The sequence below is a fragment of the Streptomyces sp. NBC_00252 genome, from assembly GCF_036187565.1.
In the GTDB taxonomy this organism is placed as follows: Bacteria; Actinomycetota; Actinomycetes; order Streptomycetales; family Streptomycetaceae; genus Streptomyces.
The window spans coordinates 7,996,821-8,022,461 of sequence record NZ_CP108087.1 but is presented as its reverse complement, the minus strand read 5'-3'; the positions used below and the strand labels follow the sequence as shown (position 1 = coordinate 8,022,461).

At 71.9% G+C, this 25,641-nt stretch carries 19 protein-coding genes; 8 read left to right on the top strand and 11 right to left on the bottom strand.

Annotated features, from left to right (window positions below):
- Positions 1-106 precede the first annotated feature (106 nt).
- Complete coding sequence (locus OHT77_RS35655) at positions 107-1,108, top strand: serine hydrolase (protein ID WP_328832501.1); 1,002 nt, start codon at positions 107-109, stop codon at positions 1,106-1,108.
- An 18-nt stretch (positions 1,109-1,126) separates the two neighbouring features.
- On the opposite strand, the gene mycP is transcribed toward OHT77_RS35655, so the two are convergent.
- Both mycP and OHT77_RS35645 read right to left on the bottom strand, forming a co-directional pair.
- On the bottom strand, positions 1,127-2,302 hold the full coding sequence (mycP, locus tag OHT77_RS35650; RefSeq protein ID WP_328832500.1) for a type VII secretion-associated serine protease mycosin: 1,176 nt from the start codon (positions 2,300-2,302) through the stop codon (positions 1,127-1,129).
- Positions 2,299-3,138 carry a hypothetical protein gene (locus OHT77_RS35645; RefSeq protein WP_328832499.1) on the bottom strand — a complete coding sequence of 280 codons (840 nt, stop codon included), beginning with the start codon at positions 3,136-3,138 and terminating at the stop codon, positions 2,299-2,301. The genes mycP and OHT77_RS35645 overlap by 4 nt, the downstream gene beginning before the upstream one ends.
- Before the next feature lie 3,945 nt (positions 3,139-7,083).
- Between OHT77_RS35645 and OHT77_RS35640 the strand changes: the two genes are divergently transcribed.
- Positions 7,084-8,286, top strand: a complete 1,203-nt coding sequence (locus tag OHT77_RS35640; protein ID WP_328832498.1) for an amino acid deaminase/aldolase — start codon at positions 7,084-7,086, stop codon at positions 8,284-8,286.
- A 31-nt stretch (positions 8,287-8,317) separates the two neighbouring features.
- Here OHT77_RS35640 and OHT77_RS35635 read toward each other — a convergent pair whose 3' ends face one another.
- From OHT77_RS35635 to OHT77_RS35620, 4 genes are read right to left on the bottom strand one after another with little or no spacing between them, the layout of a single operon-like run.
- Entirely contained in the window at positions 8,318-9,550 is a 1,233-nt protein-coding gene (locus tag OHT77_RS35635) for a haloacid dehalogenase-like hydrolase (protein WP_328832497.1), read from the bottom strand.
- A 26-nt stretch (positions 9,551-9,576) separates the two neighbouring features.
- Positions 9,577-10,362, bottom strand: a complete 786-nt coding sequence (locus tag OHT77_RS35630) for a 3-oxoacyl-ACP reductase (protein ID WP_328832496.1) — start codon at positions 10,360-10,362, stop codon at positions 9,577-9,579.
- Positions 10,359-11,738, bottom strand: coding sequence for an aldehyde dehydrogenase family protein (locus OHT77_RS35625; RefSeq protein ID WP_328832495.1), 1,380 nt, complete (start codon positions 11,736-11,738; stop codon positions 10,359-10,361). Before OHT77_RS35625 ends, OHT77_RS35630 begins: the two co-directional genes overlap by 4 nt.
- A gap of 40 nt (positions 11,739-11,778) precedes the next feature.
- Positions 11,779-13,143: a glutamine synthetase family protein gene (locus OHT77_RS35620; RefSeq protein ID WP_328832494.1), complete on the bottom strand. Its 1,365-nt coding sequence runs from the start codon at positions 13,141-13,143 to the stop codon at positions 11,779-11,781.
- Between the two features lie 85 nt (positions 13,144-13,228).
- Between OHT77_RS35620 and OHT77_RS35615 the strand changes: the two genes are divergently transcribed.
- Positions 13,229-13,963, top strand: coding sequence for a FadR/GntR family transcriptional regulator (locus OHT77_RS35615; RefSeq protein WP_328832493.1), 735 nt, complete (start codon positions 13,229-13,231; stop codon positions 13,961-13,963).
- A 71-nt stretch (positions 13,964-14,034) separates the two neighbouring features.
- On the top strand, positions 14,035-14,727 hold the full coding sequence (locus tag OHT77_RS35610) for a gamma-glutamyl-gamma-aminobutyrate hydrolase family protein (protein ID WP_328832492.1): 693 nt from the start codon (positions 14,035-14,037) through the stop codon (positions 14,725-14,727).
- On the opposite strand, the gene OHT77_RS35605 is transcribed toward OHT77_RS35610, so the two are convergent.
- Positions 14,724-15,647, bottom strand: a complete 924-nt coding sequence (locus OHT77_RS35605) for a LysR family transcriptional regulator (protein WP_328832491.1) — start codon at positions 15,645-15,647, stop codon at positions 14,724-14,726. The two genes, OHT77_RS35610 and OHT77_RS35605, sit on opposite strands and share 4 nt — an antisense overlap.
- A 70-nt stretch (positions 15,648-15,717) precedes the next feature.
- Between OHT77_RS35605 and OHT77_RS35600 the strand changes: the two genes are divergently transcribed.
- Complete coding sequence (locus OHT77_RS35600; RefSeq protein WP_328832490.1) at positions 15,718-16,827, top strand: TDT family transporter; 1,110 nt, start codon at positions 15,718-15,720, stop codon at positions 16,825-16,827.
- Here the strand turns inward: OHT77_RS35600 and OHT77_RS35595 are convergent.
- The 4 genes from OHT77_RS35595 to OHT77_RS35580 form a co-directional block, all read right to left on the bottom strand.
- Positions 16,754-17,473, bottom strand: coding sequence for a helical backbone metal receptor (locus tag OHT77_RS35595; protein ID WP_328832489.1), 720 nt, complete (start codon positions 17,471-17,473; stop codon positions 16,754-16,756). The two genes, OHT77_RS35600 and OHT77_RS35595, sit on opposite strands and share 74 nt — an antisense overlap.
- Positions 17,473-18,036 (bottom strand): helix-turn-helix domain-containing protein, encoded by a 564-nt coding sequence (locus OHT77_RS35590; protein ID WP_266767073.1) that lies wholly within the window; start codon positions 18,034-18,036, stop codon positions 17,473-17,475. The genes OHT77_RS35595 and OHT77_RS35590 overlap by 1 nt, the downstream gene beginning before the upstream one ends.
- A 410-nt stretch (positions 18,037-18,446) precedes the next feature.
- Positions 18,447-20,258, bottom strand: coding sequence for an ABC transporter permease/substrate binding protein (locus tag OHT77_RS35585; RefSeq protein WP_328832488.1), 1,812 nt, complete (start codon positions 20,256-20,258; stop codon positions 18,447-18,449).
- A complete protein-coding gene (locus OHT77_RS35580; RefSeq protein ID WP_328832487.1) occupies positions 20,251-21,300 on the bottom strand; it encodes a quaternary amine ABC transporter ATP-binding protein in 1,050 nt (349 codons plus the stop codon). The genes OHT77_RS35585 and OHT77_RS35580 overlap by 8 nt, the downstream gene beginning before the upstream one ends.
- 234 nt (positions 21,301-21,534) lie before the next feature.
- Here OHT77_RS35580 and OHT77_RS35575 point away from each other — a divergent pair, with 234 nt between their 5' ends.
- The 3 genes from OHT77_RS35575 (at position 21,535) to OHT77_RS35565 (ending at position 25,633) form a co-directional block, all read left to right on the top strand.
- Positions 21,535-22,464: a 5'-3' exonuclease gene (locus OHT77_RS35575; protein WP_328834439.1), complete on the top strand. Its 930-nt coding sequence runs from the start codon at positions 21,535-21,537 to the stop codon at positions 22,462-22,464.
- An 89-nt stretch (positions 22,465-22,553) separates the two neighbouring features.
- Positions 22,554-23,399 (top strand): siderophore-interacting protein, encoded by an 846-nt coding sequence (locus tag OHT77_RS35570; protein ID WP_328832486.1) that lies wholly within the window; start codon positions 22,554-22,556, stop codon positions 23,397-23,399.
- Between the two features lie 683 nt (positions 23,400-24,082).
- Positions 24,083-25,633: an amino acid permease gene (locus OHT77_RS35565; RefSeq protein WP_328832485.1), complete on the top strand. Its 1,551-nt coding sequence runs from the start codon at positions 24,083-24,085 to the stop codon at positions 25,631-25,633.
- Positions 25,634-25,641: the final 8 nt, after the last annotated feature.

Sequence of the window (25,641 nt, the reverse complement as noted above, 5' to 3'; positions counted from 1 at the left end):
CCGGAAACGCGGTGGACACAGGTTTCACACGTTTCTCAGACACAGTTGACAGACATCTAACTTTCGCCTCACGTCGCACACAGCCGCCGCCAGCAGCATCGCGGGCATGGAGTCTTCCAGAGCCGCCCGCCGCAACCACCGCGCGCGTCCCTCCCGACGCCGTCGGCTCCCCTACCTCGCCCTCGCCACCGTGGCGGTCGTGGGCGCTACGGCGGCGGGGACCGTGTACGTGAAGGCGCACGCTCACTCCGGCCCCGTATCCTCGGCGGCGGCGCCGTCGGCCTCGGCCTCGGCGTCCGGGAGCGGGGAGGCGACGGTGGAACCGGTGACGCAGCCGACGGTGGACCATGACGCGCTGCTGGCGAAGGCCATGAAGTCGGTGACTCCGGCCGGCGACCAGAAGGTGTCGGTGGCGGTCCTCGACGTGACCTCGGGCGAGAGCGCCGCGTACGGCGACGCCGCCTTCGACACGGCGAGCATCGTCAAGGTCGACATCCTGGCGGCCCTGCTGCTCCAGGCGCAGGACGCGGGCCGGACGCTGACCGCGACGGAGAAGTCGTACGCCACCACGATGATCCAGAACAGCGACAACGACTCCGCGACGGCGCTGTGGAACCTCATCGGCACGGCGGACGGGCTCGACGCGGCGAACAGGACGTTCGGGCTGACGGACACCACGGGTGGCGCCGGCCCGCTCTGGGGCCTGACCCAGACCACGGCGGCCGATCAACTCACCCTGCTCCAGCAGGTGTTCGGCGACGACTCGAAACTCAGCGCGGCCTCGCAGTCGTACATCCAGGGCCTGATGAAGGAGATAGAGGCCGACCAGCAGTGGGGGGTCTCCGCGGCGGCCGACGGCTCCAAGTGGGCGCTGAAGAACGGGTGGTTGGCGCGCAGCACGACCGGGCTGTGGGACGTCAACAGCATCGGGCGGGTGACGGGGACGGACGGCGACGAGTACTTGGTCGCGGTGCTGTCCAACGGCAGCACGACGCAGGCCGAGGGCATCACGCTGATCGAGGCGGCGGCGAAGGCGGGGGTCGCGGCGTTCGCCGAGAACGCGGACTCTTCTACGTCGGCATCGGCGACGGCGACGGCGACCGACTGACCACGCCCGCCTCGGAGTTCAGAAGTTCTGGTGGCTTCGGCGCCGACCCCGCCACAGGACGACGGCGACGACGAGCAGGACCCCGCCGACGCTGCCGGCGAGAGGGCCCGCCCAGTCGGAGGTGTCGCTGTCGGTCTTGGCGGCTTCCGGTCCTGACCCGAAGTACTTCTTGCCGTAGGCGACGGAGCGCAGGCTCGTCGGCTTGAGGCGGGCGGCGGCCTTGATGGCGGCGGCCGGGTCGATGAAGCCGAAGCCGCGCGAGTCGTCACGGCCGCCGACCGGGGGGTTGCGGGCGGTGTCTTCCAGGAGCTTCTTGATCTGGGCCGGGGTGAGCCCCGGGTGGGCGGCCTTGAGGAGTGCGACGGCCCCTGAGACGAAGGCGGACGCGGCGCTCGTCCCCCACCCCTCGTAGTACTTGTGGTCGGGGTCGGCGATGACGACGTTGACGCCGGGGGCGCTGACCGTGGCGTACCAGCGGCGGGTGGAGAAGGAGGCGCGGGTGCCGAAGCGGTCCACGGCGGTCGCGGCGATCACGCCCGGGTAGGCGGCCGGGTAGGAGACGTGGTCGCCCTTCTCGCCGCCGTTGCCCGCCGAGGCGACGACCGCGACGCCCTTCTTCAGGGCGTACTGCACGGCCTCGTCCTCGGCGGGCTCGGGGTGCGCGGACGCGGAGTCGTCACCGAGGGAGAGGTTGATGACGTCGGCGCCGTGGTCGGCGGCCCAACGGATGCCGTCCGCAAGGGCGTTGCCCCGGGTGGTACGGGCCTTGCCGCGCGCCGAGTCACCGTCCTCCAGGATCACGCGGACCGGGAGGATCTTGGCCTCGGGGGCGATGCCGATGACTCCGTCGGTGTCGCCGGGGCCGTGTCCGTGCCCGGCGATGATGCCGGCCATCGCGGTGCCGTGCCGGGCCCAGGAGCGGTCGCCCGGCTTGGCCCCGAAGCCGACCATGTCCTTGCCCGGCAGGACGTTGCCGGTGAGGTCGGGGTGGTCGGCCTCGACGCCGGTGTCCAGGACGGCGACAGTGATGCCCTTGCCCTTGGTGGTCTGCCAGACCTCCTGGGTGTGCATGGCGTCCAGGGCCCATTCCTGGTCACGTATGCCGTCGGCGTGCGCGACGGTGGAGGGTACGAGGGCCAGCGAGGCGGCGAGGGCCACGCTCACCAGCCCGCCCCGGCGGGACGTGACGCTCATGAGGTCTTCTTCTCCGAGGTCTGTGAGGTGTCCGAGGTCTCGGAGGTCCCCGAGGGCGAGTCGACGGTCTTGCGCAGACTCCGCTCGACCCGGTCGGCGAGCCCCTGCGCCTCGTTGCCGAGACCGGCCTGGGCGGGCGCGGTCGTCCCCCCGGACGTGACGGCTTCGTCCGCGGGCTCGGGTACGTCGACCTTACGGCCGTCCGCCCAGCCCGATACGGCGTAGACGACGACGGGGGCGTCGGTCAGCACGGAGACGGTCCACGAAGCCCGCTGCTTGTCGCCGAAGCCGGCGGCGAGGGTGCCCTTCGCGGCGTACGGGCGGGGCATGAGGTCGGTGCGGTTGGCGAGGTTCTCGTTCTTGAACCGGGTGGACAGGGCGGTCATCGCGCTGATGTCGGCCTTGGTGAAGAGGAGGCCGACGGTGGTGACGTAGCTCTGGGTGGCGTCGGTGTAGGTGGCGCGCAGCAGCCGCTGACACCCGACCGGGGCGAGGACGTCACTCAGCAGCGGGTCGAAGGCGTTCGCGCACCCGCTGTCCGGCGCCACGGCGATCCGGGTCCAGGTCCGGTCGGCCCCGCCGGGACCGGCACCCTGCCCCTGCACGGTGGGCGGGAACAGCTGGTCGACGGGCACGCTGTGCCACAACTCCCCCGCGGTGACGAAAGCGCTCACCCCACTGTCCGCCCCGTCCTCCCCGGTGAGCCAACTCCCGGTCACCGCCCCGCCGATGAGCCCGACACCGAGCACGACACAGGCGGCGACAGCGGCGGTACGCGTCCGTATCCGCACCCCGAGAGGCCGCGCCCGCACCCGCTCGTCGTATCCCTCGGGCACACCGAAGGAGACGATCGGGCGGCTGTCGTTGGGGTGGACGGGGGCGGTCCAGGAGAGGGAGGGGTCGGGGGTGGGGGTGGGATCGGTGGGGGCAACTGGGCTGCCAGGGGCAGCAGGCGACCAGGCGTGGTCGGCGGAGGGGGCAACTGGCTTGGAGGGGGCGGATGTTGACCAGGCCCGTGTTTCACCGGAGGTGGGCTCGACCGGGGTGGGGGCGGACGGTGACCAGGCGCCGGTGTCTTCGACGGTGGGGCCGGTCGGGGTGGAACTGGAGGGTGAGCGGGGGCCCGTGTCTTCGGCCGTAGGCCCGACTGGGCTGCTCCAGACGTGGTCGGCGGTGGGGCCAACTGGAGTGCTGGGCGGGGCTGGTGACCAGGCGGAGACATCGGCTCGGTCGGCGGCGGGCCCAACTGGCGTGCTGGGAGCGGTCGGCGACCAAGCGCGGGCTTCGTCGACGGTGGAGCCCTGCGTGGCGGTGCCGGGGCCGGATGCGGTGGGTCCGGTGGCGGGGGGCGCGTCGGTAGGCCGGGGGTCGGCTGGATACGGCGCGCTCGCACCGGAGGGCGACCACACACCTCGCGTGGGCGCGCCGCCGGTGGGGTCCGTGAACGATTCTCCTCGCCAGGGGGTGGCGGGCCGGGAATCGGAAGGCGGTGTTGCTGGACGGGTGGAGCTGGAAGTGGGGTGGTGCGAGTCGGAGGGCTGACCCGGGGCTTCGCCGTCGGGGCGCGACGGAGTGGCCGGGCCGCGGGAAGTCCCGGGGCGGGTGGGGACGTAGCGCGAGTCGGATGACTGACCGGGGGCATCGCCATCGGGGCGCGACGGGACGGCCAACCCCCGAGACGTCCCCGGCCGGGTCGGCACGTAGCGCTGCGCGCCGGACGACTGGCGCGGGGCTTCGCCCTCGGAGGGCGGTGGAGCGGCCGGGGTGGGAGGCGTGGACGCGGCGTCGCGAGCGGTGCCCCGGCCCGACCAGTCGGACGCTTGACCTGGGGCCTGGCCCTCGGGGCGGGGCGGGGTGGCGGGAGGCGATCCCGGGCGGCCGGGGATACGGCTCTGCCGGTCGGCCAATTGGTAGGCGGCCTCTTCATCCGAACGCGGCTGGTCGGCCGGCCTCGGAGGCATCGCCGAAGGGGCCGCATCCGCGCCCGGTCGGCCGGACGCCTGGCCTGGGACTTCGCCCTGGGGGCGGGGTGGGTTGGCGGGGCCGGGAGGTGTTACCGGGCGGCCCGGGGCTTGGCCCTGCTGGTCGGACGGCTGATACGGAGATTCGCCCGCAGGACGTGGCGAAGTCGCGGGGCCAGGAGGCGTTACCGGGCGGCCGAAGGCTTGGCCCTGCCGGTCGGACGGCTGATACGGGGATTCGCCCGCAGGACGTGGCGAAGTCGCGGGGCCAGGAGGCGTTACCGGGCGGCCGAAGGCTTGGCTCTGCCGGTCGGACGGCTGATACGGGGATTCGCCCAGAGGGTGCGGCGGGGTAGCGGGACCGGCGGGTGTTTCCGCGCGCCCCTGGACATGGCGAAGCCGGTCGGGTGACTGACCAGGGGTATTGCCCGCGGGACTCGGCGGAACGGCCGGGGCAGGAGGCATCCCCGAGCGGGTCGAGTCCTGGCGCAAATCGTCGGACGCCTGGACTGGAGCCTCGGCGGGACGGGGTGGGGCTGCGGGGCCGGGAGGCGTTACCGGGCGGCCCGGGGCTTGGCTCTGCCGGTCGGACGGCTGACCCGGAACCTCTCCCCCAGAGCGCGGCGGGGTGGCCTGCCCCGGAGGTGTCTTCGGGTGCCCCGGGACATGGCGAAGCCGGTCGGGCGACTGGCCAAGGGGCTCGTCTGCGGGGCGCGGCGGCGCAGCCGGGGCGGGAGGCATCGTCGAGGGGGTCGGGTCCTGGCTCTGCCGTGGGCCCTCGGGGGCCTCGTTCGCGGGCTCGCGGGATGTTCCCGGGCGGGTCGGGATGTAGCGCCTCGGTTCGGACGGCTGGCGCGGAGGCTCGCCCTCGGAGCGCGGGGTGGCAGCGGAGCCGGGAGACGTCGTCGAGCGGGCCGCATCCTGGTCCAGGTGATCCGGCGCTTGACCTGGTGCCCCGTTCGCAGGGCGGCCTGGGGTGTCCGGGCTCCCCGATGCAGGCGGGCGGTAAGAAGTGGACGTCTCCGGACCGGTGTCCCCTGGAGCCTCGCCACCATGTGCTGCCGTCACCGGGCGGTGTTGCGGTCGGGGCGGGACAGCCCCCGGTGTGGTTCCGCCGGGGTTCGCGCGGCGCGTGGCACCGACGGGTGCGGGCGGGGCGTCCGGGAAGCGTGCCGAGGCCGGAGGCGGGGGCGGGCTCTCCGAATCCATGGCCACGGGTGAGAAGGGCCGAAGGCCGGGAAAGCGCGGCCGGTCGTCGGAGGAACCCGGCGCGGAACCCGAACCACCGCGAGCATCGGAGCCGACCCCATCGCGAACATCAGAACCGTTGCTCTGAGCCGAACTCCGGTCCCCGGAACCGTCGTTGGAAGACACAGGGCGACCCTCGAAGCCACCACTCGGAGACACCGGGCGCCCATCAGCACCGCGCCCCGGAGACACCGCCCGCGCATCGGACCCGTCCCCCGGCAACACACCACGACCATCGGGACCGTTACCCCGGGACACCGCCCGCGCGCCAGACCCCCCGTTCTGCGGAGCCGTACGCCTCCCGTTGCCGCCGTCCCACCACCCCGAACCGGATCCGTCGCCCCCACTCCCGGCCGACGCTCCAGACTCAAACGGCTCCCGCCCAGCCCGCGAAACCTCAGAAGAACCCGAGCCGCCGACACCCACCGCCCCGGCACCCCCACCCGGCCGCGCATCCCCCGTACCCCGTCGCCCACTCGCATGGGCACCCGAAGGACGCCGCCGCTCCGACGCGTCACCGTTCGTCGACGTGCTGGGCATCCCCGGTGCGCTCCACGCATCCCACGCGCTCGAAGTGCGGGGCGTACCGGCCCTGTTCGACCCATCGGACCGATTCCCCGCGCCCCGCGCACCGGACGTCCCCGACTCACCGGAGACCGGAGTACCGCCCGGCGCCGACCCCCAAGCGGAACCGGAGACCGGACCAGAGACAGCCCCAGAACCAGCGCTCAAACCCTGCCCCGAAACGGAACCCGGTGCCAGACCCGAAGCCGGACCCGGGACCGCCCCCGAGGCGTCCCTCGAACCCGCCCTCGAAAAGAACCTGGACGCCGAACCAGCAGCCGGACCCGTACCGGCCCTCGGCTCCGCCCCGGAAACGGAATCCGAAGGCCCCTCGGTCACAGGGCCCGAATTCTCCGAGGCCCTCGCCATCCAGGAAGCTCCCGAAGGCCTCGAACCCTCCGCCGCCCCCGCGAAACCAGATCCCGGTCGGTCCAAGCCGCCCTCGCCCGTGGCCGTCGCCCCATCGGACCCGGGCCGCCCCGCCGCATCAGTCACGTCCGCCGAATCCATCTCGCCCGTCGAGTCCACCGAGGTCACCGGATCCAAGGAGCCCACCGCGTCCACCGAGGCCGCCAAGAGCACCGGGTCCAGGGAGTTCACCGGGTCCGCAGAAGCCGTCGGACTCGGCGGATCAACCGGCCCCCGCCACCCCACGCCCCCCGGCGATTCAGGTGCACGTCGCGCTCCCGTGCTCATGCACCCCCCGTTCCCTCATACCCGGGCCACTGTTCGTCCGTATGCGGGCCGTCGTACTCGCGCCCTTGCTTGTATACGGACCGGTGTCCTCCCCGCTCTCACCGGCACGCCCACGAAATCGTCCCCGGCAACGCATACCCGCCGCGGCGGACCGCCATCCCGGGCGCGGTCGTACGACCGGCGGCGTTCCTCCGTGCGTGCGCGTCACTCTACGGGTTGACGCCGCTCGGACGGGAACCAGTCCACGCCCCCGGGGCATCTGCCCGGAACGTCCCCCTACCCTGCGGTAATCCTGTCTGGCAGGCTGCGTTCATGACTGCGCGCGCCGCCGACCGGGCCCGTTACGACCGGGCCACCGCCCACCTCGACGCCCCCGTCGCGATCGTCGACCTGGACGCCTTCGATGCCAACGCGGACGATCTCGTCCGCCGGGCCGGCGGCAAGCCGGTCCGCGTCGCGAGCAAGTCCGTCCGCTGTCGAACGCTCCTGGAACGCGTCCTCGCCAGGGACGGCTTCGCGGGCCTGATGTCCTTCACGCTCGCCGAGTCGCTGTGGCTCGCCCGCTCCGGTTTCGACGACGTCCTCCTCGCCTACCCCTCCGCCGACCGCGCCGCCTTCGGCGAACTGGCCAACGACCCCAAGCTCGCCGCCGCCGTCACCGTGATGATCGACGACCCGGCGCAGCTCAAGCTGATCGACGACGCCCGCGACGGCGGACGTGAAGTCGTGCGTGTCTGCCTGGAGTTGGACACCGCGCTGCGGATGCTGGGCAGCCGTATCCGCGTCGGCGCGCTCCGCTCCCCGCTCCGCTCCCCCGCCCAACTCGCCGACATCGCCCGCACGGTGAACCGCCGCCCCGGCTTCAAGGTCGTCGGGATCATGGCCTACGAGGGTCACATCGCCGGCGTCGGCGACTCCGTGGCCGGGCGGCCGTTCCGCTCCCGCGCCATCCGGCTGATGCAGGCCACCGCGAAGCGCGAACTCGCCGAGCGCCGGGCCGAAGTGGTGCGTGCCGTCAGGGCGGTTGTGCCCGACCTGGAGTTCGTCAACGGCGGCGGCACGGGCAGTGTCCAGCACACCGCCGCCGAGGACGCGGTCACCGAGATCGCGGCCGGTTCCGGGCTGTACGTGCCGCGCCTGTTCGACAACTACACGTCGTTCACCGGCCGTCCGGCCGCCCTCTTCGCGATGCCCGTCGTACGACGCCCCGGCGTCGGCGTCGTCACCGTCCTCGGCGGCGGCTACCCCGCCTCCGGCGCCCCCGGCCCCGACCGCCTCCCGGTGCCGTACCTCCCGGAGGGTCTGCGCTACGACCCCCAGGAAGGGCCCGGCGAGGTCCAGACGCCGCTGCTGGGGTCGCCCGCCGACGATCTGCTGATCGGCGACAAGGTGTGGTTCCGGCACGCCAAGGCCGGTGAACTGTGCGAGCGGTTCGACACGTTGCACCTGATCGAGGGCGACACGGTGACCTCGACGGTCCCGACGTACCGGGGCGAGGGACACACCTTCCTGTAGCGGCCGGGAGGCCGACCGGTGCCGCCGACTGTCAGTACACCGTGTCCAGTTGGTCCGGCACCGGTGAACCGTCCCTGCGCAGAAGGGGTTTCACCGTCCCGTCCGGCGCGGTGTACGCCGTCGTCGAGCACGGGTAGGGGTCCCGTCTGCGCGGAAGCGGGTCGATGAACATCGGCGTGACCACCCAGTGTCCGTCCGCGTCGTCGTACGCCCGGCACATCAGCTCGCTCTTGTTCCGGTTGACGACGAGATGCGCTCCGGTCGCGTCCCCGACGAACGTCACGTCGGTGTCGGCGTCGCCGCCCGCGATCACCGGGCGGTGCCGCCAACTCGCCCGCTGCCAGGCCGTGTTGCCCTGGACGCCGTAGATCTCCTGGTTGATCCAGCAGCGTTTGCCGTCGATGTACGGGATCGCCTCGCCGCGGGTGGGCGGGGTGTCGCCGCAGCCCGTGTTCCAGGGGGTGATGCGGCCGTGGGTGTCGAGGAGGGAGCGGATCGCGATGGTGTGGTGGGCGTCGATGCCGACGCCCTGCGACCAGACCTCCGTGATGGGCTCGGCGCCGGCCGAGACGATGTAGACGTCGAATCCGGCGCGTTGGAGGGTGTGGATCAGGTCGCGTTGCTGGTCGTAGTAGCGGACGTAGGCCGGGACCCTGTGGGTGCCGAGGAGTTGGGTCGCGCCCAGCGGGGCCGCGAGGGCCTCGCCGCGGGCCGCCCGGGCGTAGGACGCGAGTTCGGCGGGGGTGCGGCCGGTGAAGAGCTGGGGGACCCAGGCGTACTGCGGGACCGTGCGGCGGTGGTTCCAGGTGCCGGCGAAGGCGGGGGCGCCGCTCGTCGTCGTGCCGGTCTCGCGGATCGCGGCGATCTCGTCCGTGCAGCGGGGGTGTGTGGCGGTGGGGAGGGGCGTGCCCGGCGGTCCGGCGGTGCCGCACGCCTCGGTCAGGGCCCGGTCCGCCGTGGGGGTCAGCCATTCGCTGGTGTCGGTCCAGCGGGCCGGGCGGAGCAGCTTGTCGTGTTTCAGGGCCCAGGCGAGGGTGGCGTCGGTGACGTCGTTCTTGGTGACCGTGTTGTCCCAGTCGAAGACGGCGACCGGGTGGCCGCCCCGCGTGGAGCAGATCACCTGCTGGAGGCGGTCACGGTCGTCGTCGTACCAACTGGCCTTCAGTTGGGGGCAGTTCGGGTGGGTCGTGGTCGGGGCGGGGGCGGTCGGCGCGGTCGCCAGGGCGGCGACCGCAGCCAGGGTCCACGCGAGAAGGTGTCGCATACGACGTGGACCGTACCGGTTTGTCCCTACAGAGGCGTGACGTACGCGCCCGAGATGCCGCCGTCGACCAGGAAGTCGGCGGCGTTGACGAAGGACGAGTCGTCGCTGGCCAGGAAGGCGACGGCGGCGGCGATCTCGGTCGCCTCGGCGAAGCGGCCGACCGGGATGTGCACCAGGCGGCGCGCGGCCCGCTCGGGGTCCTTCGCGAACAGCTCCCGCAGCAGCGGGGTGTTGACCGGGCCCGGGCACAGCGCGTTGACGCGGATGCCCTCGCGGGCGAACTGCACGCCCAGTTCACGGGACATGGCGAGAACACCGCCCTTGGACGCCGTGTACGAGATCTGCGAGGTGGCAGCGCCCATCCGGGCCACGAAGGACGCCGTGTTGATGATGGAGCCCCTGCCCTGGCGGCGCATGTACGGGATGGCGGCCTTGCAGCACAGGTACACGGAGGTGAGGTTGACGTCCTGGACGCGCTTCCAGGCCTCCAGGCCCGTGTCGAGGATGGAGTCGTCGTCCGGCGGCGAGATGCCCGCGTTGTTGAAGGCGATGTCGACGCTGCCGTAGGTGTCGTAGGCCGCCTTGAAGAGCGCCTCGACCTGCTCGGGGTCGGTGACGTCGACCTTGACGAACAGTCCGCCGACCTCGTCGGCCGCCGCCTTGCCGTGGGTCTCGTCGATGTCGCCGCAGACGACGTGGGCGCCCTCGGAGGCGAGCCGGCGCGCGGTGGCGAGACCGATGCCGCTGCCGGCGCCGGTGATGACGGCCGTCCGGCCGACGAGGCGGCGGCAGATGTTCTCCTGAGCAGTCACAGTGCGGGGCCCTCCGTGCTGATGAAGACGTTCTTGGTTTCGGTGAAGGCGGTGAGCGCGTCCGGGCCCAGTTCGCGGCCGATGCCGGACTGCTTGAAGCCGCCGAAGGGGGTCCAATACCGGACGCTGGAATGGGAGTTGACGGACAGGTTGCCCGCCCGGACGGCCTGCGAGACGCGCAGCGCGCGGCCGACGTCCCGGGTCCAGATGGAGCCGGAGAGGCCGTAGTCGGTGGCGTTGGCGAGCGCCACCGCCTCCGACTCGTCCTCGAAGGGGAGCACCACGGCGACGGGACCGAAGACCTCCTCGACGGCCACGCGTGCGTGCGGGTCGACGCCGGTGAGGACGGTGGGCGGGAACCAGAAGCCGGGTCCCTCGGGGGCCTTGCCCCGGATGCCGCCCAGGTCGTCCGTGACGTACGAACGGACCCTGTCCAGCTGGGACTTGGAGATCAGCGGGCCCATGTCGGTGGTCTCGTCAGCCGGGTCGCCGACCGTGACCGCCTCGATCGCGGGGGCGAGCAGCTCCAGGAAGCGGTCGTACGCGGCGCGTTGGACGAGGATGCGGGTGCGGGCGCAGCAGTCCTGGCCGGAGTTGTCGAGGAACGACATGGGGGCGGCTGCCGCCACGGCCTCGATGTCGGCGTCGGCGAAGACGATGTTGGGGCTCTTGCCGCCGAGTTCGAGGGTGACGCGCTTGAGGAGGGCCGAGCCCTTCGCCAGCACCTGCTTGCCCACGGCCGTCGACCCGGTGAACACGATCTTCGCGACGCCGGGGTGCTCGACGAGCGCGCTGCCCGTGACCGGGCCGTGGCCGGGGAGGACCTGGAAGAGGTCCTCGGGAAGGCCTGCCTCCAGGGCGAGTTCGGCCAGCCGGAGCGCGGTCAGCGGGGTCGTCTCCGCGGGTTTGAGGATGACCGCGTTGCCGGCCGCGAGGGCGGGGGCGGTGCCCCAGGCGGCGATCGGCATGGGGAAGTTCCAGGGCGCGATCACGCCCACCACGCCCAGCGGTTCGAGGATCGTGATGTCGAGGCCGCCCGCCACCGGGATCTGACGACCCGTCAGCCGCTCCACTCCCCCGGCCGCGTAGTCGAGGAGATCACGGACGTTGCCGGCCTCCCAGCGGGCGTTGCCGACCGTGTGCCCGGCCTCGCGCACCTCCAACTGGGCGAGTTCCTCGAGGTGTTCGTCGACGGCGGTCGCGAAGCGGCGCAGCAGCCGGGCCCGGTCGGCGGGCGGCAGCGCGGCCCACTTCGCCTGGGCCCGCGTGGCGCGGACGACGGCGGCGTCCACGTCGGCCGCGGTGGCGGCGGGGACGGTGGCGACGACCTCCTCGGTGGCGGGGTTGAGTACGTGCAGCGGGTGCTCGGCAGGCAAGGGTGTCCTCACAGACGGTCGTCGGCGGGCAAAGCGGTCCTCACAGACGTTCGAAGGAGCGGCGCAGCTCCCAGTCGGTGACGGCCGCGTCGAAGGCCTCCAGTTCGACGCGGGCCATGTTGCGGTAGTGCGCGACGACCTCGTCACCGAAGGCGGCCTTGGCGATCGGGCTGTTCTCCCACAGCTCGGCGGCTTCGCGGAGATTAGTGGGGACGTGCGCGTACTCGGCGCTGTAGGCGTTGCCCGCGCAGCCCTCCGGCAGCTCCAGCTTGTGCTCGATGCCGTAGAGCCCGGCCGCGACCAGGCCCGCCACCGCCAGGTGGGGGTTCACGTCCCCGCCGGGCAGGCGGTTCTCGAAGCGCATCGAGCGGCCGTGGCCGACGACCCGGAGGGCGCAGGTGCGGTTGTCGTAGCCCCAGGCGACGGCGGTGGGCGCGAACGAGCCGGGCTGGAACCGCTTGTACGAGTTGATGTTCGGGGCGTAGAGCAGCGAGAAGTCGCGGAGCGCGGCGAGCTGTCCGGCGAGGAAGTACCGCATGACCTCCGACATCCCGCCCTCGCCGGCTCCGGCCATGGCGTTGCCGCCGTCGGCGTCGGCGAGCGAGAGGTGGATGTGGCAGGAGTTGCCCTCGCGTTCGTTGTACTTCGCCATGAAGGTCAGCGAGACGCCCTCCTGCGAGGCGATCTCCTTGGCGCCGGTCTTGTAGACGGCGTGCTGGTCGCAGGTGACGAGGGCGTCGTCGTAGCGGAAGGCGATCTCGTGCTGGCCGGGGTTGCACTCGCCCTTGGCGGACTCCACGGTGAGGCCGGCGACGGCCATCTCGTTGCGGATCCGGCGGAGCAGCGGCTCGATGCGGCCGGTGCCGAGGACGGAGTAGTCGATGTTGTACTGGTTGGCCGGAGTGAGCCCGCGGTAGTTGGCGTCCCAGGCCTGTTCGTACGTGTCCTTGAACACGATGAACTCCAGCTCCGTACCGACCTGCGCGGTGAAACCGTGCTCGGCGAGGCGCTCCAGCTGGCGGCGCAGGATCTGGCGGGGTGCGGCGACCACCGGCGACCCGTCGTTCCAGGCGAGGTCGGCGATCAGCAGGGCGGTGCCGTCGTTCCAGGGCACACGGCGGAGGGTGGACAGGTCCGGGTGCATGGCGAAGTCGCCGTAACCACGTTCCCAGGAGGACATGGCGTAGCCGTCGACCGTGTTCATCTCGGTGTCGACGGCGAGGAGGTAGTTGCAGCCCTCGGTGCCGTGCGCGAGGACGTCGTCGAGAAAGAAGCGGGCGGCGAACCGCTTGCCCTGCAACCGCCCTTGCATGTCGGGGAAGGCGAGGACGACAGTGTCGATCTCACCACTGCTGACGAGGCGTTGCAGTTCCTCGACGCTCAGTGGGGGTGTGCGGTCTGCCACGGGAAAGCCTCCTTCGGCTTCTACGGTCAGCCGGAAGCCATAAGGTATTGCGGAGAACCATTGCTTGGGAAGGGGGTGCCGCCCTATGTCGCTGGAAGCGGAGGACGGCCTTGAGGACCGGTTGGCCCCGGTACTGCGGCCGGTGCGGGCGGGCAACGGGTTCGAGGAGGCGCTGGAACAGATCCTCCAGGTGGTGCGGCTCGGGCTGGTGCCGGGGGGCGAGCGGCTGCCGGCCGAGCGGGAGCTGGCCGAGCGGCTCGGGATCAGTCGGGTGACGCTGCGCGAGGTTCTGAAGGTACTGCAGGACCAGGGGCTCGTGGAGTCGCGGCGCGGACGCTACGGCGGGACCTTCGTGCTGCCGAAGTCGGACGCGGGCGGCGAGGACGAACTGCGGCGGCGGATCAGCGTGGTCGACCTGGAGGACGTGCTGCGCTTCCGCGAGGTCCTCGAGGTCGGCGCGACCGGCCTGTGCGCGACCCACGGCCTGGACGGCGAACAGGCGGGACGCCTGCGCGACGCGCTGGCCCGCACGCACGACGCCCCGCTCGCCGACTACCGCCGCCTGGACACCCTGCTGCACCTGACCCTGGCCGAGCTGTGCGGTTCGCCGACCCTGACCGCGCAGTACGCGGCGGTCCGGGCCACGGTGAACGACCTCCTCGACTGCATCCCCCTGCTCGTGCGCAACCTGGAGCACTCGCAGCGCCAGCACATCGCGCTGGTGGAGGCGGTCCTCGACGGGGACGCGGACGGGGCGCGGGAGATGATGCGGGAGCACTGCGCGGGGACGGCGGCGCTGCTCCGGGGGTTCCTCGCATGACCGCCTGACCAGCGGGGTAGTTCAATGGTTTCCGCGGAGTCCATTCAGTTCGCGTCACGTCGGAGGGGTGCATGGCGGGCAGACCGCTGATCGGCATCAGCACGTATCTGGAGGCCGGGGCCCGGTGGGGCACCTGGGAGCTGGAGGCGGCCCTGCTGCCGGCCGGCTATCCGCGCCTCGTCCAGCGCGCGGGCGGCCTCGCCGCGATGCTGCCCCCCGACTCCCCCGAGCAGGCGGCCGCGACCGTCGCCCGCCTCGACGGCCTGGTGATCGCCGGCGGCCCCGACGTCGAACCGATCCGCTACGGCGCGGAGCGCGACCCCCGCACCGGCCCGCCCGCCGCCGCCCGCGACGCCTGGGAACTCGCCCTGATCGAGGCCGCGTTGACGGCTGGCGTGCCGCTGCTGGGCATCTGCCGGGGCATGCAGCTCCTGAACGTCGCCGTGGGCGGCACCCTCGTCCAGCACATCGACGGCCACGCGGAGACCCCGGGCGTCTTCGGCCACCATCCGGTCAAGCCGGTCCCCGGCACCCTGTACGCGGCGGCGGTACCGGAGGAGACCTCGGTCCCGACGTTCCACCACCAGTGCGTGGACCGCCTGGGCGCGGGCCTGACGGTGTCGGCCTGGGCCGGGGACGGCACCCCGGAGGCCGTCGAACTCCCCTCCGCCGACTGGGTGTTGGGGGTCCAGTGGCATCCCGAGATGGGGGAGGACCTGCGCGTGATGCGGGCGTTGGTGGAAGCGGCGGCGAAAGCCCGCTAGCCCCGCGTCAGCGAGAGCAGTTCCCGCGCCGGTCCCGTCGGCCGGTGTCCCGTGGGCCACACCGCCCTCAAGTCCCGGGCGAGAGTGATCCCTTCGACCGGGATGCGCACCAGCCTGCGCATCGACAACTCCTCCCCCACGGCGAGTTCGCTCAGCACCGCGGGCCCCGCCCCGCTCACCGCCGACGCCTTGACCGCCGTGGTGGACGACAACTCGATGAGAGGACGCGCCAGGCCGCCCAGAGCCGCGTCCAGCACCTGCCGCGTCCCCGAGCCCTTCTCCCGCAGGATCAGGGGCGTCGACGCCAACTCCTGGGCCGGTACGGGGCGTTGACGGCGGGCCCACGGATGGGTCGGGGCCGTCACGACGATGAGGTGGTCGTGGGCGATCACCGTGGAGTCGAGACCGGGCGGGACGGACAGCCCCTCCACGAAGCCCAGGTCCGCCTCGTCCGACAACAGCCGTTCCACGACCGTGGTCGAGTTCCCGGCCAGCAACGAGACGGCCGTGTCCGGGCGTTGGGAGTGCAGGGCGAGGAGCCAGCCGGGGAGCAGGTACTCGGCGATGGTCATGCTGGCGGCGACCCGGAGCCGGGAGTCGCGGCGGTGCCGTAGCGCCTGGGCGCCCGCGTCGAAGGCGGCGGCGGCCTCGACGACCCGGCGGGCCCAGTCCGTGACCAGGGCGCCCGCGTCCGTCAGGCGGGAGCCGCGCGGGGAGCGGTCGACCAGGGCCACGCCCAGCTGCCGTTCCATGGAGCGGATGCGGCTGCTGGCGGCCGGCTGGGTGATCCCCAGTTCGCGGGCCGCGCCGCCGAGACTCCCGAGCCGGGCCACCGCGAGCAACAGCTCCAGCGCCCCCAGATCCGGCACCCGGTGCGCTATGGACCCCTCCCGCCGCTCATCCGCCTCACTGCTGCTCATAAATCCAGTTTATGTCCCCATAGACAGATACTCCCTGGTCGGGTGTCTCGATCGGCGAGACGGTGGACGCATGCTCACCGCCGTTCGTCATCTCGGACCCAACTGGTACGCCTCCGTCATGGGCACCGCCATCGTCGCCACCGCCGGTGCCGGGCTCCCCGTGCACCTCCCGGGACTGCGCACGGCCTGCACCGCCGTCTGGGCCCTCTCCCTCGCGATGCTGCTGGTCCTGCTCGCCGCCCGGACCCTGCACTGGACCCACCACCGCGACCAGGCCCGCGCCCACCTCCTCGACCCGGCGGTGGCCCCCTTCTACGGCTGCCTCGCGATGGCGCTGCTGGCGGTGGGTGGCGGCACCCTGGTCGTCGGCCAGGACTGGATCGGGGTCCGGGCGGCGGTCGCGCTCGACGCCGTGCTCTTCGGCGCCGGAACGCTCATCGGACTCACGGCGGCCGTCGCCGTCCCGTACCTGATGGCCGTACGGCACCGCGTGCACCCGGCGCAGGCGACCCCGGTGTGGCTGCTGCCCGTGGTCGCGCCCATGGTGTCCGCCGCGCTCGGCCCGCTCCTGGTGCCGCACCTGCCGCCCGGACAGCCCCGGGAGACACTCCTCCTCGCCTGCTTCGCCATGTTCGGACTGAGCCTGCTGGCGACCCTGCTGATGCTGCCGCTGGTCTTCGCCCGGCTCGTCACCGGCGGCCCGCTGCCCCTCGCGCTCACCCCGACGCTGTTCCTGGTCCTCGGCCCGCTGGGCCAATCCACCACCGCCGTGGGCAAGTTCGCGGACTTCGCCCCCGGTGTCGTACCGCCCGCCGACGCCCAGGGCTTCCGCCTCCTCGCCGTCCTCTACGGCGTCCCCGTGATGGGCTTCGCCCTCCTCTGGCTCTGCCTCGCCACCGCCCACGTCGTCCGCGCCCGCCGCCACGGCATGCGCTTCACGATGACCTGGTGGGCCTTCACCTTCCCGGTCGGCACCTGCGTCACCGGCGCCGAGTCCCTGTCCCACCACACGGGCCTCGCCGTCTACGACGGGCTCGCACTCGTCCTCTACGGCGTCCTGGTCGCCGCCTGGGCCACCGCGGCCGTGCAGACGGCCAGGGGCCTGTTCAGCGGCGCGCTGCTCGCAGGGCCGCGCCCAGCACCCGTGGCGCTTCGCCCAGTGACGGCCCGTACCAGGTGAGGTGTCTGCCGCTGACGAGCGCGCAGGGCAGGCCGGTGAACGCCTCCGGTCCGTCGGCTGCCGTGAAGCGGTACGGCTCGTCCGGGAGCACCACCAAGTCCGGTGCCGTGGAGCGCAGTTCGTCGAGCGTGACGCGCGGGTAGCGCTCGGCGTGCGTCGCGTACGCGTGGTCCACGCCGAGCCGGGACAGCACGTCGCCCGCGAAGGTGTCCCGGCCGAGCACCATCCAGGGACGGCGCCAGATGGGGACGACGGCGGTGATACGGCCTTCCGGTTCCGGCAGTCGGGCCCACGCCTGCTCCGCCTCGTCCAGCCAGCGCGGGCGGGACAGTGCTCCGCAGGCGTCGAGGACGCGGGCGAGTTCCGCGAAGGCCTGCGGGACCTCCCGCACTTCGGTGACCAGGACCTCGACTCCCGCTTCACGCAGGGCGGTCAGGTCCGGTTCGCGGTTCTCCTCCTCGTTGGCGATCACCAGGTCGGGCGCCAGCGCGAGGATCGGGTCGAGTTTCGGGTTCTTGGTGCCGCCGACGCGGGTGACGTCGAGGTCCGGCGGATGGCTGCACCAGTCCGTCGCGCCGACCACGACTCCCGGCAGGGACACGGCGATTGCCTCGGTGAGCGACGGGACGAGGGAGACGACGCGCATCAGCGCTGGCGGTCCTGGACCGCCTCGATGTGTTCGGCCACCGCGACGACGACCACCCGGGTGTCCGGCACGGTCGCGCGCCACCGGTGGCGGACGCCTCCGGTGAGGTACATGGTGTCGCCGCGCACGAGACGGTACGCGCGGCCCTCCGCCTCGATCTCGACGGCGCCGTCCGCGACGTACATCAACTCGTCGTTCCGGTGCTGGAATTCGCGCCCCGCGTCATGGTCGCCGGTGAACTCCGAGGCGTGCAGCTGGTGGTGACCCCGTACCAAGGAACGCATCCGGGGTGCGGCCGACTCCGGCTCCTCCGCGCGGACGACGTCGACGCTGCACGCGGGGTCGGCGGCGGCGAGGAGTTCGACGGCCGTGGTGCGCAGGGCGTCGGCCACCTTCTCCAGGGAGCTGCGGCTCGGGCGGGCCCGGTCGTTCTCCACCTGGCTCAGGAAAGGAACCGACAAGCCGCTGCGTTCGGCCACGACGGCGAGGGTCAGGGACAGCGCGCGGCGGCGCCGCCGTACGGCCGCACCCACCCGAAGGGGCTGTTCTTTGTGGTCGCCCATCGCTCCGGCTCCCTCCTTGGCTCGTCGTTCCGATGCTGTTTCTGAAGCGTCCTCTGATGAGTTCTCTGCACCCTACGCATGTTCGGCAAACCGTTTCATGCGCCTGTCACATCCACGTCACACAGCGTGCGATCGGACCTCACAGTTCTGGCCAGTGCGCGAGGGCCCGGTGACCCCCGATCCGCGCGGGAGTTCGTCTCTAGTCTTCAATGCCTGGGCGGCCGCCTGTGTTCCCGCCCCCGGTCAAGGCCCGAACGAGGGGCTTCGTAGCGCTGTGTGGTTGGCCGGATCCTTTTCGTACCGGGACAGCACGAAAAGGTGGGCCCCGCCGCACGAAGGGGGGAACGTGCGGCGGGGCCCACCTCTGGGCGGCGACCGGTGCCGTCAGGTCACCCGGCCGCCTGGCTCTGTCAGCTCTTCTGGTTCTTCGTGACCGGGGCCAACTGGTCGACGAGGCCCGGCTGCCGCTTCAGCCAGGTGCGGACGGCGTCCTGCTCCCCGCCCTTGCCGGACTTCTGGATCTGCGCCTCGAGGCCGGTGAGCTGGGCCTCGGACATCTTGAAGTCCTTGAGCCACCTGCCGACGTCGGGGTTGTCGCCGGCGAAGCCCTTGCGTGCCACGGTGTGCACGCCGTCGCCCTTGCCCCAGGCGCCCTTCGGGTCCTTGAGCTTCTTCAGCTTGTAGTCGCTGTACGCCCAGTGCGGCGACCAGAGCGTGACGAGGATCGGCTGCTGCTTGGCGTAGGCCCGCTTCAGCTCGGCCAGCATCGCCGGGGTGGAGCCGTCGACGACGTCGTAGGAGCCCTGGAGGCCGTACTCCTTGAGGACCTTGGACTTCAGGAGGCCCATCATTCCGGCGCTCGGTTCGATGCCGGTGATCTTGCCGCCGAACTCGGAGGCGTGGGCCTTGAGGTCCGCGAGGGTGTTGACGTCCTTCACGTACGACGGGACGGTCAGCTCCAGGGACGTCGAGCCGTACCAGCTGCCGAGGTCGTCGAGCTGCTTGCCGTACTTCTTCCAGTACTCGGCGTGCGTGGTGGGCAGCCAGGAGTCGGTCTGGAAGTCGACCTGGCCGGTGGCGAGGCCGGTGTAGAGCGGGCCCGCCGCGTACTGGGTGGTGGTCACCTTGTAGCCGCGCTCCTCCAGGATCTCCTTCCAGAGGAAGGTGGAGGCGATGCCCTCGTCCCACGGGATGTAGCCGATGGTGATGTTCTTGCCCTTGCCGACGTCGTCGGCGGCGGTCGCCGTCGAGTCGGACGAGGAGCCGAAGACGCCGATGCCGCTGGCCACCAGGGCGAGGACGACCACGCCGATCACGGCGAACGCGGGGCGCGGGCGGTAGTTCCACAGCTTGGCGCCGTCGGACGCGCGGGCCTTGGCGGCGGCCCTGCGGCCGAGCGGCGAGATCTGGGTGCCGAGCGCGCTGGTCATGCGGTCGAGGTAGATGGCGAGGACGACGATGCCGACGCCCGCCTCGAAGCCGAAGCCGATGTCGAGCTGGCCGATCGCCTCGTTCACGGCGCCGCCGAGGCCGCCGGTGCCGACCATGCCGGCGATGACGACCATCGACAGGCCCAGCATGATGACCTGGTTGACGCCCGCCATGATCGTCGGGAGCGCCAGCGGCAGCTGGACCCGGAACAGGGTGTCGCGCGGCGAGGTGCCGAACGCCTCGGCTGCTTCGACGAGTTCGGCGTCGACCTGGCGGATGCCCAGCTCGGTCATGCGGACGCCGGGGGCGAGCGCGAAGATCAGGGTGGCGATGACGCCGGCCGAGGTGCCGAGGCCGAAGAAGAGGATCGCCGGGATCAGCAGCACCATCGACGGCATCGTCTGGAGCAGGTCGAGAGCGGGCCGTACGACCGCGCTGACGGCCTTGGAGCGGGCCGCCCAGATGCCCAGCGGGATCGAGATCACCAGCGCGATGACGGTCGCGACGAGCACCAGGGCCAGGGTCGACATGGCCCGGTCCCACAGGTCGAGCGAGTCGATGAGCAGGAACCCGGCGAAGGCCAGGACACCCGCGACCAGTCCGCGCAGCCACCAGGCGATCACGGCCAGGATGCCCGCGAGGAGGAGGGGTTGGGGTGCGGTGAGGACCGCGTTGATGCCGTCGTACATGCCCTCGACGACCGTCTTGATCGCGTCGAAGAGCCAGGACATGTGGGCGAGGAGCCAGTCGACACCGGAGTCGACCCAGTCGCCGAGCGGGAGCCTAGGCACAGGCGGTCACCTCTTCCGCGGCGTCCCCGCCGAGGAACGCGACGAGACGTTCCTGCGGTACGACCCCCACGACCTCGTCGGCCGCGTCGACCACCGCGACCGCGTGGGTGAGGCGGGCGCTGATCGCGCACAGGTCGGTGAAGGGGGTGTCCGGCGTGGCGGTCGCGCAGTCGCAGTCCGCCTCGTGGCCGTCGACACCGGTGTCCATGACGGAGCTCGCGGTCAGCACCCGGGAGCGGTCGACGTCCTGGATGAAGGAGGCGACGTAGTCGTTGGCGGGGCGCAGCAGGATGTCCTCGGCGGTGCCGGTCTGGACGATGCGGCCGTCGCGCATGACGGCGATGCGGTCGCCCAGGCGCATGGCCTCGTTGAGGTCGTGGGTGATGAAGACGATGGTCTTCTTCAACGACTTCTGGAGTTCGAGGAGTTGGTCCTGCATGTCCCGGCGGATCAGCGGGTCGAGCGCGCTGAACGACTCGTCCATGAGGAGCAGGTCGGCGTCGGTGGCGAGCGCGCGGGCCAGGCCGACGCGCTGCTGCATGCCGCCGGACAGCTCGTCGGGCCACGAGTCCTCCCAGCCGGCCAGGCCGCACAGGGCGAGCGCCTCGCCGGCGCGCTTGAGGCGCTCGGCGCGGGGCACGCCCTGCACTTCGAGACCGTAGGCGGCGTTCTCACGGACGCTGCGGTGCGGGAAGAGCGCGAAGTGCTGGAAGACCATGCTGATCTTGCGGGCGCGGACCTCGCGGAGGTCGCGGTCGCTGAGCGCGGTGAGGTCCTGGCCGTCGAAGAGGACGCGGCCCGCGGTGGGCTCCAGGAGTCCGTTGAGCATGCGCAGGAGCGTGGACTTGCCGGAGCCGGACAGGCCCATGACGACGAAGATCTGCCCTGGCGCGACGGAGAAGGAGGCGTCGATCACGGCGGCGGTGGTGCCGTCGGCGCGCAGCTCCTCCCGGTCGGCTCCTTCACGGAGCCGTTCGACTGCCTGGTCGGGTCGTCTGCCGAACACCTTGTGCAGGTGTTCGGCTTCTAGCCTGGCTGACACGCGTACCTCTCGATCGGGGGCAGGACGTGGAGGCGACGACGAGGGGCCCGGGGGCCCCTCGGCAGTTGAACGTGCAACCGGCATCGCTCCGAGGCCGCGCCTTCCCAGGCTTTCCAGAGGCAAACACAGGAGTGGCCCAGGTCACGAACAGCCGGTGACCGCGCCTCCGGGTGCCCCGGCGCTGGTCCCTCCGGGTGACGGCAAGGGGTGGCCGTCGCGTTGTCGTGCGGCATGATGCGTGGCGTGACCGGACGACTGATGCTCCTCGACACCGCCTCGCTCTACTTCCGCGCCTACTTCGGCGTCCCGGAGTCCGTGAAGGCCCCGGACGGCACGCCGGTGAACGCCGTGCGCGGACTGCTGGAGTTCATCGACCGCCTGGTCAAGGACCACCGCCCCGACCAGCTCGTCGCCTGCATGGACGCGGACTGGCGCCCGCAGTGGCGGGTCGACCTCATCCCCACCTACAAGGCGCACCGCGTCGCCGAGGTCCGCGAGAGCGGCCCGGACGCGGAGGAGGTGCCGGACACGCTCTCCCCGCAGGTGCCGATCATCGAGGCCGTCCTCGACGCGCTCGGCATCGCGCGCGTGGGCGTCGAGCACTACGAGGCCGACGACGTGATCGGCACGTACACGGCGCACGCGAAGGGCCCGGTCGACATCGTCACCGGCGACCGCGACCTGTACCAGCTCGTCGACGACGCCCGCGGCGTCCGCGTCCTCTATCCCCTCAAGGGCGTCGGCTCGCTCCAGGTCACCGACGAGGCGTTCCTGCGCGAGAAGTACGGCGTCGACGGGCGCGGCTACGTGGATCTGGCGCTGCTGCGCGGCGACCCGAGCGACGGGCTGCCGGGCGTGCCCGGGATCGGCGAGAAGACGGCGGCGAAGCTGCTCGCCGAGTTCGGTGACGTGCCCGCGATCATGGCCGCGATCGACGATCCCAAGTCCAAGCTGACGCCCTCGCAGCGCAAGCGGCTCGACGAGTCGCGGCCGTATGTCGCGGTCGCGCCCAAGGTCGTCAGGGTCGCCGACGACGTACCGCTGCCGGACGTCGACCCGACGCTGCCGCACGCCCCGCGCGATCCGGAACTGGTGGGCGCACTGGCGGAGCGCTGGGGACTGGGCGGATCATTGCAGCGGCTGCTCGCCACGCTGGGCGCGTAAGCATTGTCATTGCCCTTTCTTTCTTGCCTTTCACAGAGAATGTAGTGCTAACTTAGGTAAGCCTAAGCATGGAAATCTGGGAGGCCGTCATGGCAGAACGTCCGGCACGGAAGCCGCGTAAGCCCCACTCCGCGCAGGTCGTCCGCACCGAACGCCTGACTCCCCACATGCAGCGCGTGGTGCTCGGTGGCGAGGGTCTGGCCGAGTTCGCGGCGGACACCTGCACCGACCATTACGTGAAGCTGCTGTTCCCGGCCGGGGGCGCGGTCTACCCCGAGCCCTTCGACGTGGAGCGCATCCGCGCCGAGTTCCCGCGCGAGCAGTGGCCGGTGACCCGCACCTACACCGTGCGCGCCTGGGACCCCGAGCACCGCGAGATGACCCTCGACTTCGTCATCCACGGTGACGAGGGCCTCGCCGGTCCCTGGGCGACCCGGGTCCAGCCGGGCGAGACGGTCCATTTCATGGGTCCCGGTGGCGCCTACGCCCCCGACGCGGACGCCGACTGGCATCTGCTCGCCGGTGACGAGAGCGCGCTGCCCGCGATCGCCCGCGCCCTGGAGTCGCTGCCCGAGGGCGCCACGGCCCACGCGTTCGTGGAGATCTCCGGCCCCGAGGAGGAGCAGAAGATCGACTCCGCCGTCGAGGTCGTCTGGCTGCACCGCGGCGACCGTCCCGTCGGCGAGCCACTCACCGAGGCCGTCCGCGCACTGGAGTTCCCCGAGGGCCGCATGCACGCCTTCGTGCACGGCGAGGCCGCCTTCGTGAAGGACCTGCGCGCCCTGCTGCGCGTGGAGCTGGCGATCCCGCGCGAGGACCTGTCGATCTCCGGGTACTGGCGCCTCGGCCACAACGAGGACGGCTGGCAGGCGTCGAAGCGGGAGTGGAACGCAAAGATCGAGGCGGAGCAGGAGGGGGCTACGGCGGCTGCGTAGCGCCTGAGCGGATTCAGGTTCCCGACGAAGGGGCGGCGCTTCAGGGCGCCGCCCCTTCGCCATGGACGGGGGCGGGTCACGCCGGGCGGTGCGCGAGGCGGGGGGTGTGCGGGCGCGGTGTTGGTGCGCGGGGCGTGGGACGCGGTGTAGGTGCGCGGGACGGGTGTTGGTGCGCGGTGTGCGGTGTGCGGTGCAGGTACGCGGTGCGCGAGACGCGGTGCAGGTGCACGGGACGCGAGACGCGGTGCAGGTGCGCGGGGCGCGAGACGCGGTGCAGGTGCGCGGGGCGCGGGGTTGGTGCGCGGGACGCGGGACGCAATAAAGGTGCGCGGGAGGGGTGTTGGTGCGCAGGGCGCGGTGTAGTTGCGCGGGGCGTGGGACGCGGTGCAGGTGCGCAGGGCGCGGGACGCGGTGTAGGTCTGCAGGACGCGGGGCGCGGTGTAGGTCTGCAGGACGCGGTGTTGGTGCGCGATGTGCAGTGCAGGTGCGCGGGACGCGGCGCAGCTGCGCGGTGTGCGGGGCAGGTGCGCGGTGTGCAGTGTGCCGGCGTGAGGACTTAGGCCCGTCGCAGACATGGTGGCGTGACGCGGCGGAAACAGCGGCTCCCTAATTTCTGTCACCCGACAGGAATTCAGCTGTCGCCGTCAGGATTCCGCCCTCCTGCGCCGAAGGCAGGTGCCGCCGTGACCACAACCGCCCCCTCCGACCTACGCCCCGATCCCCCGCACTCCCCCACCTCCGAGGACGGCTCCCTCGCGGAGTTCGGCTACCGCCAGGAACTGCACCGCAGCCTCGGCAAGTACGCGTCCTTCGCCGCCGGTTTCTCCTTCATCTCCGTACTGACGACCGTCTTCCAGTTCTTCGCCTTCGGGTACGCGTTCGGCGGCCCGGTCTTCTTCTGGGCCTGGCCGGTGGTGCTGGCCGGCCAGCTGCTGGTGGCGGCGTGCTTCGCGGAACTGGCCGCGCGGTACCCGATCTCGGGCGCGATCTACCAGTGGTCGTCCCGCCTCTCCAACGCGACCTTCGGCTGGTTCGCGGGCTGGATCATGGTGATAGGCCAGATAGTCGTGGTCGCAGCGGCGGCGCTGGCCCTGCAAATGGTCCTGCCGGCGATCTGGTCGGGCTTCCAGCTGGTGGGCGGCGACCCGGCGCCCACCTCACCGGACGGCGCGGCCAACGCGGCGGTCCTGGGCGTGATCCTGCTGGTCCTGACGACGCTGGTGAACATCCTCGACAACCGCGTGATGTCGGTGATCAACCGGGTCGGCGTGACGGCGGAGATCATCGGCGCGATCCTGATCGTCGTCCTCCTCCTGACCCACTCGAACCGCACGCCGAGCATCACCTTCCACACGACCGGCAGCCTGGAGGGCGGACTGCTCGGCGCACTGCTGGTCGGCTCGTTCACGGCGGCGTACGTGATGATCGGCTTCGACAGCGCGGGCGAGATGAGCGAGGAGACCCACAACCCCCGCCGCACCGCGCCCCGCACGATCCTGACCGCGCTCACCGCCGCGGGCCTGCTCGGCGGCCTGATCATCCTCGGCGGCCTCCTCGCCGCCCCCAGCCTGACCGACGGCCACCTGGGCGTGGACGGCCTCAGCTACGTCCTCACCAGCAGCCTCGGCGACGGCGTCGGCAAGGCCCTGCTGGCGGACGTGGTGGTGGCGATAGCCGTGGCGACGCTGGCCATCCAGACGGCGGCCTGCCGCATGCTCTTCTCGATGGCCCGGGACTCCCAACTCCCCTTCTCCGCCCGCCTGTCCAAGGTCAACCCGCGCACCGGCATGCCCACCGCCCCCGCCCTCACCGTGGGCATCCTCGCCGCCGCCCTGCTTCTCCTCAATTTCGCCTCCCCGGACGCCTTCCTCGCCATCGGCACCACCTGCATCGTGATGCTCTACCTGGCCTACGCGATGGTGACGGGCCCCCTGCTCCTGCGTCGCGTTCGCGGCGAGTTCACGGTCCAGGGCACGGACGAAACAGGCGCCCGCCTCTTCTCCCTGGGCCGCTGGGGAGTACCGGTGAACGCACTGGCTCTCGTCTACGGCCTGGTCATGACGGTCAACCTGGCCTGGCCGCGCGCTGCCGTGTACGACCCGGCGGGCGGGCACTGGTACTTCCAGTGGTTCACCGTGTTGTTCCTGGTGGTCACGCTGGCGGCCGGGCTCGGCTACCGGGCCTACCGCACCCGTACGGCGACGGCCCCGGCTCCCGAAGGGGCCCCCGCCTGACCCGACCC

Excerpts from the sequence above, each read along its gene's own strand:
- OHT77_RS35575 (WP_328834439.1), top strand. The coding sequence starts at position 21,535 with ATGCGTGGCGTGACCGGACGACTGATGCTCCTCGACACCGCCTCGCTC.
- OHT77_RS35570 (WP_328832486.1), top strand. The coding sequence starts at position 22,554 with ATGGCAGAACGTCCGGCACGGAAGCCGCGTAAGCCCCACTCCGCGCAG.
- mycP (WP_328832500.1), bottom strand. The coding sequence starts at position 2,302 with ATGAGCGTCACGTCCCGCCGGGGCGGGCTGGTGAGCGTGGCCCTCGCC.
- OHT77_RS35610 (WP_328832492.1), top strand. The coding sequence starts at position 14,035 with ATGGCGGGCAGACCGCTGATCGGCATCAGCACGTATCTGGAGGCCGGG.
- OHT77_RS35615 (WP_328832493.1), top strand. The coding sequence starts at position 13,229 with ATGTCGCTGGAAGCGGAGGACGGCCTTGAGGACCGGTTGGCCCCGGTA.
- OHT77_RS35635 (WP_328832497.1), bottom strand. The coding sequence starts at position 9,550 with ATGCGACACCTTCTCGCGTGGACCCTGGCTGCGGTCGCCGCCCTGGCG.
- OHT77_RS35595 (WP_328832489.1), bottom strand. The coding sequence starts at position 17,473 with ATGCGCGTCGTCTCCCTCGTCCCGTCGCTCACCGAGGCAATCGCCGTG.
- OHT77_RS35590 (WP_266767073.1), bottom strand. The coding sequence starts at position 18,036 with ATGGGCGACCACAAAGAACAGCCCCTTCGGGTGGGTGCGGCCGTACGG.
- OHT77_RS35600 (WP_328832490.1), top strand. The coding sequence starts at position 15,718 with ATGCTCACCGCCGTTCGTCATCTCGGACCCAACTGGTACGCCTCCGTC.
- OHT77_RS35605 (WP_328832491.1), bottom strand. The coding sequence starts at position 15,647 with ATGAGCAGCAGTGAGGCGGATGAGCGGCGGGAGGGGTCCATAGCGCAC.
- OHT77_RS35640 (WP_328832498.1), top strand. The coding sequence starts at position 7,084 with ATGACTGCGCGCGCCGCCGACCGGGCCCGTTACGACCGGGCCACCGCC.
- OHT77_RS35655 (WP_328832501.1), top strand. The coding sequence starts at position 107 with ATGGAGTCTTCCAGAGCCGCCCGCCGCAACCACCGCGCGCGTCCCTCC.